The sequence below is a fragment of the Desulfosarcina alkanivorans genome, assembly GCF_009688945.1.
Lineage (GTDB): Bacteria > Desulfobacterota > Desulfobacteria > Desulfobacterales > Desulfosarcinaceae > Desulfosarcina > Desulfosarcina alkanivorans.
Genome location: NZ_AP021874.1, coordinates 6891591 through 6905329, shown reverse-complemented (window position 1 = coordinate 6905329; position 13739 = coordinate 6891591). Strand labels below are relative to the sequence as shown.

Here is a 13739-nt window from a genome sequence, read left to right as displayed (position 1 = left end):
TACCAAGAATTACCCCCACTCCAACTCTGTTAGAATCTGTTTCAGAGAGCCGCGCCCCTTGAAAGTATGAATAATTCTCTTTCTTTTTCATTTTATTATCGATAGTCCCAATTCCTATGAAATTAGAATTTAGCTATCACAGCGTGATCTTCCATAGATCTCCTGCCATATCAGATCGCTTGAGCCAGGACCTTCAGGTCCATACCCTGGTGGGAATGGTGTCCCAGGAGGTGTTGCAATTGTCCAATAAAACCTGAATAGTAACCATTGAGTATTGTCGTAATCGTTGACAGCACCGTCGTTGTTTAGATCAGCTTCTGGTCTATATGGATATGTTTTAACTTTTTTCTTTGGCGCTTTATATCCAGGCTGCGAAGGGGCAAGTCCCTGATTATGAACATAGTTCATTGACTGAGAAAAACTCCATCCATAACCTGAACCTTCCAATCCCCATGGGTCAACCAAGTTAACCGGATTATTTTGGACGTTAATCCGGTCGAGCGCCCCCGCGCTCAAGATTGCATCGGCTCTAATATCGGCACCTTATCCAGGATTCGACCGCTATGTGAAAGAGCCGGATTTTAAGCAAAAATTGAAAAAGCGTAACCGTAAAGTCGGGCATGGGGTTCAGGATCGACACACACTTTTCTTGTATCGTCCATCCACCGGATAATCAAATGATTTTTAGCGGTTAAAAGAAAAAGGAGAGATTTTCTCTTTAACCGCCACGAGGAGAACAGACCGGCTGCCCCCGCAGCAGCCGGAGGACCGGCACGGGCCGCAGGGCGAGGAGGCAGACGCCGCCTTTCAAAGGGGCGGCGGGCGGGATAAGAATCGGATTCGACCGGCTGCATTCCTTAATGTGTCGTTGCCCCGCCTGGCGGGACCCGTGCTCTGATTATATAAACTCGCGTTATCGGATGGCGCACCGCAATCTATGTCCAATCGGACGTGCTGTACGATAACGACTGATTATGTAAGAAGAAGCAGGGGGCGTGACAGGCGGGGCTTATCAATGGATGCGGCCGACCTTCGGGGCGGCGGGCGGGCATATCGATTCAGACGCAGGCCGCCCCCGCAGGCAGCGGAGGACCGGAGGGCCGTAGCCCGAGGAGGCGGACGCACCGCTCATCTGCGGTTGTAGGTGCTGCGGATGCCGTCCAGCAGAGCCTGCATGTTGTCCGGGTCCAGGGTCTGCAAGGCCTCGCCCAGGTTGAACCGGTCGTGAAGGTTCGGGTTGCACAGGTTGAGCAACGCTTCCAGGATCAAAAACTCGCCGTGGGAGAGCAGCCCGCCGCCGCCCTTGTACAGCCAGGTGGAAAGATCCAGGTCGTAAAAGTCGGTGGGCGTGATACCCGGGATATTGCCCCGTTCCACGCCTTTGTGACGCAGCGCCGGGAACGAACAGGCGATCCGGTACAGCCTTTCGTCAATGGATGACATAAGGGCCTCCTTTCACATTTTTTCCCGTTCACGGGGATGACAGCGGCGATGGATGTCTTTCAGGTCGGTGATCGACAGATGGGTATACACCTGGGTCGAGTCCAGCGAGGCGTGACCGAGCAATTTCTGGATCGTCCGGATGTCGGCCTTGTTCTTGAGCATGGCCGTGGCGCACGAATGCCGGAAGGTATGCGGGTGCACGTTCTTTTTCAGCTTGGCTTTTTTCGCATACTTTTTGACCAGTTTCCAGACCACGTTTTTGGAGAACGTTTTCCCCTGCATGGTGAGGAACAGGTGGGCGTTGTACGGATCGACGATCAACTCGCCGCGAACGGACTTGATATAGTTTTCCAAGTACCGGCAGGCGATCCGGCCGATGGGAACGATGCGGTCCTTCTTGCCCTTGCCCTCGATAATGCGCAAGAACCCGTCCCGGTAGTCCACATCGGCCAGGGTCAGCTTGTTGAGTTCGTCCTTGCGGATGGCCGAAGAGTAGAGCACTTCCAGGATGGTGCGGTCGCGGTAGCCGATGACGGTCTTAACATCCGGGGCATGGATGATCCTGCGGGCCTCTGCCGGCGTCAGCACGCCCCGGGGAAGCTTTTTGGGCTCCTTGGCATAGGCCACATTGCCGCCCGGATCGGAGACAATATAATCGTTGTCCTTTAAAAAGCGGGTGAAGTTCTTGGCCGCCGAGAGCATGCGGTTCTGGTAGGCGATGGAGTTGGGCTGTCCCCGGCTGTTCAGGCTTTCGAAAAGCGCCATTTGATACTCACGGATCGTTTGGGAAGCGATTTGCTCCACATGCGTCACGCCGCAGCCTTCCAGGTAGGCCAAAAACTTTGCCAGCATCCAGTCTACATGGTCGATGGTGCGCTCTGACAGGTTCCGCACTTTGAGCGACCGCAGATAGGCGACGGATAAGGATTTAAAGTGCGTTTCGTTCATAGCGGCCCTTGATCCTTTCGATTTGGGGTTTCACCGTGACCCTGGCGGTTTTATCCTTTTCCCTGGGGTGAGTCTTTGCGTGCACGGCCTTGATATCCAGCCCCAGTGCCCGGATATACTGCTGGGTGCTTTTCAGGTCCGCATGGCCCAGCATCCGTTGCACCGCCACGATATCCGCCCCGTTTTTTACCAGGTCGGTGGCAAAGGTGTGCCGGAACGTATGGGCCGTGACCCTTTTTTTAAGCCTGGCCTGCCGGGCAAACGTGCGGATCATGAGGCTCACCACCTGGGAGGTGACCGGATTGCCGTAGCGGTTGACGAACAAGCGCCGGGTTTTGCGGTTCTTCTTTGTCAGCCGGGGCCTGGCCTTGGCGATGTATTCGCGCACGGCTTTGACGGCGTGCCTGCCCATGGGCACCACCCGGTCCTTTTGCCCCTTGCCCTTGTTGACCCGCAAAAGGCCGCCCTGCAGGTCGGCATCGAACACGGTCAAGGCGCACAGCTCCCGCAAGCGGATGCCGGTGGAGTAGAACACCTCCAGAATGGCCCGGTCCCGGATGCCGGTCATCAGGGCCAGGTTGGGCTGGTCCAGGATCTTTTCCATCTCCTTGCGGGTCAACACATGCCGGGGCAGGGATTTGTCCTTTTGCGGTTCGCGGATGGATTCTGCCGGGTCGATGAACACCCGGTTGGATGCCTCCAGGTATTCGAACAGACGCTTTATGGCCCGTACCTTGGTGCAGATGGTGCCGATGGTGTAGGATTTGCCCTTATCGGTTTTGTGGCGGTAAAGCCCTTCTATGTAAGCCTCGATATGGCTTTTGGTCACCTGCCGGATGTCTCCCACGGCCACCTTTTGCAAAAAAAGCCCGGCTTGCTCGGCATACAGATCCACGGTGGCCGGGCTGCGGCCATGGGCCTTTAAATGCTGCCGGAACGAGAACAGCAAGTCGTTCGCATTATCCATACGATCCCCTTTCGAACTACTCTTATGATTGCTGTTTATATGGCCTGGCCTATATTACTTTTGCCGGGATCGGCACCAGGTCGGACCTAAAATCGCTGTAAACCCTTGGCGGTTAAGAAATAAGAGGGATTGGCCATAACCCGACAACCGCCCTCCAAGCGGGCTCCAGGTACCCTCCAAGTCAGGATTCTAGCCCTCCAGGTTGGCCGTCTTCGTCCACGATCCCTGCTTCCTCGGCTTTTTTCTTTAACCGCCCGATATCGATCAGGCCGATAAGAAAGGGCCTGTCCTCGTCGATTTGGCCGGCGGCTAGCAGTTCGTAGATGTAGGTTTTGCCCTTTTTGCCCATGACCGGATAGATGTACTCCAAATCCTCCAACTGGCGGATGTGGGTCTTGACCTGGAAGTCGGACCAGCCGCTAAAATGGCGGATATCCCGGCGGGTGAACCGATATTGTTCGGGCGTGAGCTTGTTTTGCTCGCAGTGAGCGAGAACCATCTCGCGGATCAGGTGCAAAAGCGCCCGGGACGAAGGCGAGAGTTCGTCCAGGCTGCGCCCCAGCACCTCGTTTGCGATGGTGTTGGCCTTCTCGATGTCGGCAAGCGTCACGGCGATATATTCGATGGCCTGGCCCTCATGTTCGACGGTGCGGCGCCTTCGCTGATACTGGAACAGGTAGCTGACCGCCGATATCAGGTTCAGGTACTTGGTGTGGTCCCGCCTGGCCCGCAGGGACTTGCTGGTAAACGTCAGCAGCTCGGCATAGGGGTTGACTACCTTGACGGGCTGCAAGAGCCGGTTGGCGTTGCGGTGCTTGGCCATGACCGCATCGGCGCTCATCGAGGAGAGCATCCCGGCCATGGTGTGGCGCTGCCTTTGCTTGGCCAGGATTTTTTCGGTCATCTCGACCGACTCGTCGATGGAGACGAACACGAACCGGGAGGCCGTCTCGCCGTCGATATCCACGGCCGTGGTGGTGATAAAGACCATCAACGGGCCTTCCACCGTGTTTTCTTCGGTTTTGAGCTTGCCGGTAACCGGGTCCTTTCCCGTGTAAGCGATGGTAATCTTTTTGGAGCTCTGGATAGAGCGGATGGAGTAGATCGCCCCGTTCATGCCGTCCAGTTCCTCGATGGCCAGGATTTTATGCTTGAGGCTGTCCGATGCCTTGTAAAACAGGGCCTGGTCGGTCAACCGGGTGTACTTGATGACTTCGCCTTCGGGGATCAGCGATAAAACCGTGTCCTGCAGGAAGGATTTACCGGCGGCGGACCGGCTCTGGATCATCACCGACAGCGGTTCGTCCATCTTGCGCGATACGGCCGCGATATAGCACAGCAGCTTGTTCATGGACTCGCCGGTGTAGCCCACGGTCTCGAAGTCGGTAAGGATCTCGTCGAACATGGCCGGGTTTTCGAGAAGGGCCAGGGCCTTTTGTTTGTCGCCGGCGGTCATTTGCTTTTGGCCGGGTTTGGTCTCTTCGGGCGGCCGGTAACGCTCGGCATGCTGCAGCAGCTTCTGCAGGTCGTCGGAGACGGTCTTCTCATCGATGCCGAACAGATCGCACAGCCCCTTGAGCAAAAAGCCCCTGGACCTGGCCGAGTAAAAGTCCACCGTATCCACGTGGAAGCGCTTTTTACCGTTGTCTTGGGCAATGCCCTTAACCGTGGCTTTCAGCTTGTTTTCTCGCCGGGCGATGCCCCGGAGCTCGTAATCCCGGCCGTCAACGGTTGCCGTAAAGCCGTAATCGGTGGCGGTGTAGCGGTCCTTTTCTTTTTTAACCGCGTTTTCCGCTTTTGGGTCGGCGGCACCGATCAGCGTTTTGAACGCGGTATCCGCATCGGCGGTTAAAAGAAAAAAGTCGTTGATATCCTTACCCTCGGGAAGATCGATGCGGCGGGCGGTAAAGCCTTCGGCGGCAAGCCTTGCGGCGGTCTTTTCCGCCGCCTGCCGTCCGGCATCGTCGGCGTCGAAGCAGATGTGAACGGTTTCGACGCCGCATTGTTTGAACCAGGCCAGATGATCGCCGGTAAGGCCGTTGGTGCCGTAAGCCGGGATGGTGTTGTGGATCCCGGCGCACAGCAACGTCAGGCTGTCGATCACCGATTCGGTAAGAATGATTTCCTTGTGCGCCATGGCCGCCTGCCGGTTGAACAGGCCCAGCCGTTGTCCGGTCAGGTACAGGTGTGGCGCCGAACCGGGCCTGGCCGCATCGTCGATGCGCCGGCCGTAGATCCCGGCCGGGTTACCGTTGGCATCGTACAAGGGGAAGGTCACGCAGCCGTAAAAATGCTCCTTGCCCCGCTCATTCAAGATGCCCAGCTGTTTGAGTTGCGATTTGACTTCCCCCTCTGTGGGCAGCACGTTCAACAGCGTGCCGTTGGCAAAGCCGGCCTTATGGGCGGACAACACGGCCTTGTCCGCGATGCCCCGCGTTTCCAGGTACTGCCGGGCGCGCGGGTCCTCGCCGAATGCCGTGTGGTAAAAAGCCACCACCCGGGCCAGCAGTTTTTTCTGTTTGGCCGACAGCGGCGGGTCGGGGGCGGACGTCCTGGTTTTGGGTTTTACTTTGAGCTTTGAGCTATCGGCCATGAGCTTGCGGATCGCTTCCGCAAAGTCCACCTTATCGAACAGCTCCACGAACCGGATCGCGTCGCCGGCCGCGCCGCAGCCAAAACACTGGAACAGGTTTTTATCGGGATTGATCGATAAAGACGGGTTCTTGTCGTCGTGGAAGGGGCAAAGACCGAACCAGCCCTTGCCGTTTTGCTTTACATCGATGCCCCCGGATCGGACCAGGGCCACAAGGTCAGTACGCTTGGCCTGATCGATGGCCGCCTGTTCTATTGCCATGTTTTCTCTCCCCTTGTTCTCGTAATCTCGTAAAAAGCACGTCCCGCAAGTGGTTCAATGTATGTCGCAACTGCAAGGCATTGACCTGCGCGGATCCATTGCGATAATCCAAATCCACCTGCAAGATGCCGTCGCCCTCGATCAAAAAGCTGACGATGCCGCGTTTGCGCTCCTTGAACCGCACACCGGCCAGGCGGCCGCCGTTGCATAAAAAGACCGCACTTTTGTAAATATCCGTGGTTTCCAGTCGTTGGGACTGCACGCTCAAATCACCTCCTTTCCTTGTAATTTGCGGGAAGATACGATAGGCAAAAGAAAGCGGTTTCAACAGGTTGCAACCTGTCTTGAACCCCGCTGTCCGGGCCGTCAACCAGTGTCCCGCCAAAGACTCTCTGGTTGTCGGCCCTCTCTTTTTGCCGCAAACTCCCGGCCAGGGCCTGTCAAGAATAAAATTTGCAAAAATCCGGATTCAAGCCTATAATCTTTTATGATATTTTCGCTATCATTTGTGATATCTCATGTCAAGGAGTTCAGCCATGCAGCGATCCCATAATAACAGCGATCTCAAAAACCCATGTTATAATGCCTCCAATCAATTTCAATTGGAGGACCGCAACATGCCGTTTGCACAGAAACTGTCCACGCTGAGGAACGAAAGAGGTTTGACGCAACAGGAGATGGCCAACCTGATCGGGGTGGGCATCGCCCAGATGCGGCGCTACGAAAAAGGCAATTCGTCACCGACGCTGGAAGTAATCAAGAATATTGCCCGTACCCTGGGCATCTCTGCGGACGAGTTGATTTTCGACGAGGAAGAGCGTGTGGCCGCCGCCAAGATCCTGGACCGCAAGCTGCTCGAACAGTTCGAGCAGATATCCAGGCTCAGCGCCCATGACAAAGAGGCCGTCAAAACCATCTTGGAAAGCATGATCCTGAAAGGTCGCCTGGAAGAGGTGATGCCCTCGCGCACGGATGCCGCCTGGTCCAAACAGATGCGCGAAGTGGTGGATGAATTCAGGCAGGGGGCGGCGGAGTTTGCCGACGACGATATCGAAAGCATTGTCGATGAAGCCGTCGATGCGGTCAGGAAAGCGGGCTAACCCAGGTGGAACGTAAACTGCGGGCGGTCATCGACACCAATCTGTTTATCAGCGGGCTGTTTGCCAAGGATTCTTTGTCGGCGCAGCTGCAAAACCTTTGGATCGACCAGCAGTTCGAGCTGGTCACTTCCCTTGAGATCGTCAAGGAGATCAGCCGGGTGCTCAGCTATCCCCGGATCAAGGAGCGTTTCAAACCCAAGGAAAAGAACGTACGGCGGTTTTTCCGGCTGATTTTCAGGAAGGCGATCATTTCTAAGGACCTCTATCAGACCGACCGGATCGCCGACGATCCCACCGACAATAAATTTTTGGCCTGCGCCCTGGAGAAAAAGGCCGACTACATCGTCTCGCGCGATCCCCACCTGAGGAACCTCAAGCACTTCCACGGCATCCAGATCGTTGATGCCACCACATTTATCCGGAAGGTTAAAGGCGAATAAAAAGGTTGCCGTCGCGTTCAGCCTGCCGGAACAACGAAAAGGCGGTTGAAATTGTGCTTCTCCAACCGCCTTTCATCATAGAACTTATTTTTGTTGGTCCCGGGATTTCGAATCAACACTTTTCCCGGTCGGCTTTTTACTTTTAAACAATATCGGTCCCAAAATGAAGAACCCTACCCCCGCAAATATGGTAATTATCAGAAACCTTAGATTTTTAAGGTCTGTCACATAGAGCGAGACAAAGACTCCAATAATACCAAGAATTACCCCCACTCCAACTCTGTTAGAATCTGTTTCAGAGAGCCGCGCCCCTTGAAAGTATGAATAATTCTCTTTCTTTTTCATTTTATTATCGATAGTCCCAATTCCTATGAAATTAGAATTTAGCTATCACAGCGTGATCTTCCATAGATCTCCTGCCATATCAGATCGCTTGAGCCAGGACCTTCAGGTCCATACCCTGGTGGGAATGGTGTCCCAGGAGGTGTTGCAATTGTCCAATAAAACCTGAATAGTAACCATTGAGTATTGTCGTAATCGTTGACAGCACCGTCGTTGTTTAGATCAGCTTCTGGTCTATATGGATATGTTTTAACTTTTTTCTTTGGTGCTTTATATCCAGGCTGCGAAGGGGCAAGTCCCTGATTATGAACATAGTTCATTGACTGAGAAAAACTCCATCCATAACCTGAACCTTCCAATCCCCATGGGTCAACCAAGTTAACCGGATTATTTTGGACATACCCATAAAGATCCGTATCTCCGCCATCAAAATCGATGGGATCCTTGGCTGTCCAGCGGCCAGTGGCCGGATCGTAGTCCCGATAACCGAATCTCACAATACCGGTATCCCGATCATGCAGTCCGCCAGCAAAACCGAAGGGCACGGCAAAACCCGGACTGGTTTCGGCGATCACGTTGCCGAAGCTGTCATAATCGATCTGCTTGACGATGGTGCCGCTGCCATCCGTCACAGCCCGCAGGGTACCCACCTGGTCATAGACCAGGTAATAACGGACCCCGCCGGCGGTCATGGCCAAGGGCAAACGGGCATCGGCGTATTCGAACCGTTGGAGCAGATTGTCGGCGTCGTCGTACACGGCCAGAAGCCGGGTCAGCCCCTGCCACAGATACTTTTCTACGATTGTGCCGCCAATCCGCTTGGCGATGCGGCGGCCCAGCGGATCGTGATCGTATGTAATATAGGTACCATCGGGCAGGGTAGCGGTCAACAGTTCTCCGCGTGAGGCGTAGTCGTAAACGGTATCGCCGTCGGCATCGCTCTTACGGGTCAAAAATCCGTCCAGGTCGTACTGGTAGGTCGCATCCCCGGCGGTGAGCAGATGGTCCTCGTCCGAATAACTCAGGCTACGCCCGGCAATTCCTCGCAGGCTATTCTCCTCATAACTGCGTGTTCCGGTGGTGTTATACTGGTAGGATTCGACCGGCGTGCCGTCCTTTTCCACGGTTTGCAGGCGGCCGGCAAGATCGTAGTGGTAGTCGAAAACCGTGGTCGTCCCGGCCAGAGTCTCGGTTTTGCGGTAGATGCGTCCGTTGTCGTCCCGTTCCAATTGAATGGTAAAGACCGGGCTACTATTCACAGACACGCTTTCCTCATCGATCTCACCGTAGGCGTTGAACCCGCGCTGCAGGGTATAGCTCCCATCGTCGACGGTTTCGGGCAAGCCGTTTTCAGCGTTGCGGCCGATGGAGAAACCGCCCAGGCCGGTGAGCAGGCTATCGTCATCGTAGGTGGCGGCTACGGATGATCCGGCATAGGTAATGCTGGAAAGCCGGAAGTCGTCGTCATAGGCCAGCTCGATGCCCTGGTTCAGGCAGCCGCTGAGGGTGACGCCGGTGAGCAGGCTGCCGTCGTAGGTGTAGCCGATGCTCTCCCCGTCCCGGCTGATCTGCTGTACCTGATCGCCGCAGGTGTAAGTATAGTCGATATTTCCTTCGGGGGTGACGATGCGAGTCAGCAACGCCGGATCGTATTCGTAGAGAATCTGTTGTCCCGACGGGAAGTTGATTGCGGTCGGACGCCGGTCGCGGTCGAAATCATAACTGTAGCTGCCGCTCAAGGGCGTCTGGTACCCGTCGCGCTTGCCCACGGCGGAGTAGGAAAAGCCGTGGTCGATGGTATCCGCGTTGGTCAACAAGGTCATGTGGCCGTTGTTGTCATAGGCAAAACCGATGACGCCGGCGTCGGGCCGGTGTACTGCCGTCACACGGCCCAAGGCATCGTGGTCATAGGTAATGGTGGTCTGCTCCGGATCGGTGACCGAGGCCAAAAAGCCCTCGGGGGTATAGGTATAGGTGGTTTCGCGGCTTCCCGTGAGTACACTGGTCAACCGCCCCTTGGCGTCGAAGCCGTACTCCACATCGGCCAGGCCCGGGACCGTGGTTCGCACGGGCAGCAGGGTCGCCGGATCATAGTATGCTGTCGAGGTGCGACCCTCGGGAGACGTCGTGACCACGGTTCCTGCTTCCACGTCATCAACGGCGGTCATTGTGCGGCCGTTGACCGTGACCGTATCGCCGACCGTGTCCATATCCCCGTCGCCGTCCGTATCAGATCTGGATTTTTGCCGTTCAACGTGCCGCTGAAGCCCATCCGGGGTGACCAGGTTTTCCGATACCACATAACTGTACCCAAAATCCGGATCGATACCGGTGGTTTCGGTAATTATAGAGCCGCAACTGTTCGTACGCTGCGTGGTCACCCTATCGGCCAAGTGCTGCACCAGGCGGCTTTCTCCGGAGGGCGATATGGATTGGGTCTCCTCGATTCCGGAAAGATAATGACGCTCGATAAGCTGGGTACGATTACCTTCAGCGGTAAGCGTTTCGCTCCTGATCTCACCAGAATCCTCGGCTGTTTGGCTGAACTGCCAGTGTCCCCCTTCTTCATCGAAGGTGTCCGTAACCCGGCCGTTGGCATCGAAAAAGTGATCGAAGCGGTGGTTTTCCGGATCCATCTTGGCTGTCAACAAGCCGTCGTTGGCGGCATATTCGAAAACATAGCCACTGCTGTCCGGATAACCGATCGCAGTAAGCTGATTATATGTATCGACAGAAATCTGGGTTATCAGCCCATCGGAAGATTCGATCTCATAGGGCACACCGTCTGAATATCGCCTAATGGTCGTTATATTGCCAAATCGATCGGCAATAGATACCAGGTGATCTTGACTGTCATATCCGAAGGCATACAACCCCACCCCGGTATCCGGGTCGACCGTCTGCGAATGCAGGCCGTCTGAAGAGAAATAGTGCAATTGGCCTTCATTTTCAGCAAAAGAGAAGTCACTGTAGCCGACCCAGTCGTTCTTGGGATTATGAACCTTAACTTCACGAATTCGATAATTGGCAGCATCCACGACCAGCAAGTTCCCAGCCGGAGTCACTTCCACAGCGGTCGGGCTGTCAAATCGGGCCTGGATGGCTGGTCCGCCGTCCCCACTGAAGGAACCAAATCCCACAGAACCGGAACCGGCAACGGTTGTAATGATACCGTTCTGGTCCACCTTACGCACTCGATTGTCGTATCGTTCCGCGATGTAGAGGTTATCCTGGTCGTCGAGCGCGATCCCGACGGGTCTGTACATACGCGCTTGCGTCGCCAGGCCGCCATCGCCTGAAAATCCACCGTCCCCGCATTGTCCGGCGAAATCGGAAATCACGCCCATGGGATCCACTTTGCGAACACAGTTGTTGCCAAAATCCGATATAAACAGATTGCCGGCCTGATCCTTTGCCAAACCGCCAGGCTGGCTCAACATCGTCAGGACAGCATCGCCGTCACTGCCATTAAATCCTTGGATCCCTGTGCCGGCAACGGTTTGGATAACCCCTTGCGTGTCTATTTTACGAACGCGATGGCCATATTCTTCAGAAACATACAGGTTCCCATCAGAATCCAGGTGTAGCACTGCAGGAGAATTCAGCTGAGCATCGACGGCCGGACCGTCAACACCGCCGCCGCCTTCTACGCCGGTGCCGGCAATAGTGTCAATCAAGCCTTCGGGAGAAATTTTGCGAACTCTATGGTTGCCTTGATCCGCCACGTACAGGCTGCCATCAGGACCGACTGCGAGTCCCGTAGGTCCATTCATTTGGGCCGCAGCCGCCTGTCCACCGTCACCACTGTATCCGGAAACTCCGGTGCCTGCCATGATAGAAATGATGCCATCCGCGTCTATTTTATAGACGCTGTCGTTGGTGGGAACAGAAACATAGTAGCCACCGGAAGCATCGCTGACAACATCGAACGGATAGGGCAAATAGGCTTCTCTGGCAGGCCCGTTTATCCAGGGCTCATCACCGGTGCCGCCGCCTGCAACGGTTTCCACAACATCGACCCGGCGCGTTACGCTGAATCCGTTGCCCTTAATGAGAGAGCTGCTATTGACGGCACTTAACTGGTGATGATGAGAAAGGGTCCAGCCTTGTGCTATCGCTCCCTGCTTTCGATTGACGGTTACATCGTAGCTCTTCCAACGGGTTAAATCATTTTTAGATAGGACGCCGGTCGAGCCTTCCGAAGTGGTATAACTGCCATCATAGAAATATCCAATTCTAACATGGGCATTGATGGGACCTTTCACCGGATTTCCTCTGAAATCCACCCCGTCCCATATGATCTCAGCCACCTGATCAGGCAATGGCGGCATCGTTTGTGTGAGTACCCGGCCCGCCACTTCGACTTGAACGAGAATCTCTTTCAATCCAGAGGGTATTGTGCCACCACTGGCTTGAGCGTTAAAAATAGTCTTGTAACCATCGGTTCGATCATTGCTGTAATGCAGCGTGAATCCGGTTCCGAGAATGGGTATTTCTTCGTGAAAATTGCGGCTCTTGCATTCAACATAAGAACCGGTTGAAAAACACTTCTCATCTTTTTTCTGTACATCAACGAAAAGATCGATTGACGGATCGGGCGGATCCGCAGACTCACATGAGTAATAACAGCCCATGGTGTAAATGCCTGCAAAGAAGCAGAAGTGATCCAACGGAACCCGCCAGAAGGTGCTCTCCGGTTCATAAACCGCTGGATCGTTCAATCCGGCGACCTCATCGCTCAAGACCCCATCATTGTCAAGGTCATCGGCGATACCATCTCCATCGGCATCAAGGGCATCTACAATGCCGTCACTGTCGAGGTCCATCAGGCGCACGACAACCCCGTTGGCTTGCGGAAGCCATTTTGCCGCATTGCGGTCGTAATAGGCATTGGGAACGATCTCTCCAACATCGAAACCAAGATAATTATCCACCCAGCTGACCACCGGCTTGGTGAATCTCACCTCGGACAAGCCGTCGACCTGCATTTCGACCATATAAGCAGCCTCTGAATTGGAAGGCAATTTGGCTGGTATGGACTTGGCCGTGTTGAGCATGGTGGTCCGGACCTTAAACGTCTCAAGTGACATCAGGTCGTTGCCGTTCTCGTTCAAAGCAATCACTCCGGTATCTCCAGAGAACACGAGTGTAAATGCGCGTCGGCCGTCGGAATCATTCACTTCCGATCCGCGATGGGCGGTAAGTGTGTCCGGATTGCCATCCAATGTGATGGTGGTAGCCACGGTATCTTCTGCTATCATCTGCAGATCATCGACAGCAACAATCCCGTTCCAGGGAACATTTTCCGATCGCTGCCCTGAAATGTACCCCTGTTTATTGAAAACGAGAGTTAAACGAACACCCCCTTCCACCGGAATGGCATAAGTGCCCTGATCATCGGTGAAAACCGTTCCGTATTCAGGATGGTCCAAGACAGTCACGGCCACGGATTCAAGGCCTGACTCGTAGCTGTCAACAACCAATCCGGTCATGAGCGCAAACCGTCTGGGGTCGTATTCGATAATGGTCGCATCCAATGGAACCAGATCCTCATAGGCCGTGCCAAAGGCTCCCGCGGGTTGCGGATACGGCGAGCCGGTCACATAAACAGTAACACGAGATTGGGCGACACCGGACGGGCCAAC

Annotated in this window: 8 protein-coding genes; 2 read left to right on the top strand and 6 right to left on the bottom strand. The window is 54.9% G+C overall.

The window, feature by feature from the left end; genetic code table 11:
- Window positions 1-1128: 1128 nt before the first annotated feature.
- The 5 genes from DSCA_RS29975 to DSCA_RS29955 form a co-directional block, all read right to left on the bottom strand.
- Window positions 1129-1443 carry a hypothetical protein gene (locus DSCA_RS29975; RefSeq protein ID WP_155316731.1) on the bottom strand — a complete coding sequence of 105 codons (315 nt, stop codon included), beginning with the start codon at window positions 1441-1443 and terminating at the stop codon, window positions 1129-1131.
- Window positions 1444-1455: 12 nt separating this feature from the next.
- Window positions 1456-2391, bottom strand: a complete 936-nt coding sequence (locus tag DSCA_RS29970) for a tyrosine-type recombinase/integrase (RefSeq protein ID WP_155319920.1) — start codon at window positions 2389-2391, stop codon at window positions 1456-1458.
- Window positions 2372-3358 (bottom strand): tyrosine-type recombinase/integrase, encoded by a 987-nt coding sequence (locus DSCA_RS29965; RefSeq protein WP_155319919.1) that lies wholly within the window; start codon window positions 3356-3358, stop codon window positions 2372-2374. The genes DSCA_RS29970 and DSCA_RS29965 overlap by 20 nt, the downstream gene beginning before the upstream one ends.
- 181 nt (window positions 3359-3539) lie before the next feature.
- Entirely contained in the window at window positions 3540-6212 is a 2673-nt protein-coding gene (locus tag DSCA_RS29960; protein WP_155319918.1) for a CHC2 zinc finger domain-containing protein, read from the bottom strand.
- A complete protein-coding gene (locus DSCA_RS29955; protein ID WP_155319917.1) occupies window positions 6169-6540 on the bottom strand; it encodes a hypothetical protein in 372 nt (123 codons plus the stop codon). Before DSCA_RS29955 ends, DSCA_RS29960 begins: the two co-directional genes overlap by 44 nt.
- Window positions 6541-6829: 289 nt before the next feature.
- Here DSCA_RS29955 and DSCA_RS29950 point away from each other — a divergent pair, with 289 nt between their 5' ends.
- Window positions 6830-7312: a helix-turn-helix domain-containing protein gene (locus DSCA_RS29950; protein WP_155319916.1), complete on the top strand. Its 483-nt coding sequence runs from the start codon at window positions 6830-6832 to the stop codon at window positions 7310-7312.
- A gap of 5 nt (window positions 7313-7317) precedes the next feature.
- Complete coding sequence (locus DSCA_RS29945; RefSeq protein WP_155319915.1) at window positions 7318-7752, top strand: putative toxin-antitoxin system toxin component, PIN family; 435 nt, start codon at window positions 7318-7320, stop codon at window positions 7750-7752.
- Window positions 7753-8135: 383 nt separating this feature from the next.
- Here the strand turns inward: DSCA_RS29945 and DSCA_RS29940 are convergent, their stop codons facing one another.
- Window positions 8136-13631, bottom strand: coding sequence for an NHL domain-containing protein (locus DSCA_RS29940; protein ID WP_155319914.1), 5496 nt, complete (start codon window positions 13629-13631; stop codon window positions 8136-8138).
- Window positions 13632-13739 lie beyond the last annotated feature (108 nt).

Excerpts from the sequence above, each read along its gene's own strand:
- DSCA_RS29975 (WP_155316731.1), bottom strand. The coding sequence starts at position 1,443 with ATGTCATCCATTGACGAAAGGCTGTACCGGATCGCCTGTTCGTTCCCG.
- DSCA_RS29970 (WP_155319920.1), bottom strand. The coding sequence starts at position 2,391 with ATGAACGAAACGCACTTTAAATCCTTATCCGTCGCCTATCTGCGGTCG.
- DSCA_RS29965 (WP_155319919.1), bottom strand. The coding sequence starts at position 3,358 with ATGGATAATGCGAACGACTTGCTGTTCTCGTTCCGGCAGCATTTAAAG.
- DSCA_RS29960 (WP_155319918.1), bottom strand. The coding sequence starts at position 6,212 with ATGGCAATAGAACAGGCGGCCATCGATCAGGCCAAGCGTACTGACCTT.
- DSCA_RS29950 (WP_155319916.1), top strand. The coding sequence starts at position 6,830 with ATGCCGTTTGCACAGAAACTGTCCACGCTGAGGAACGAAAGAGGTTTG.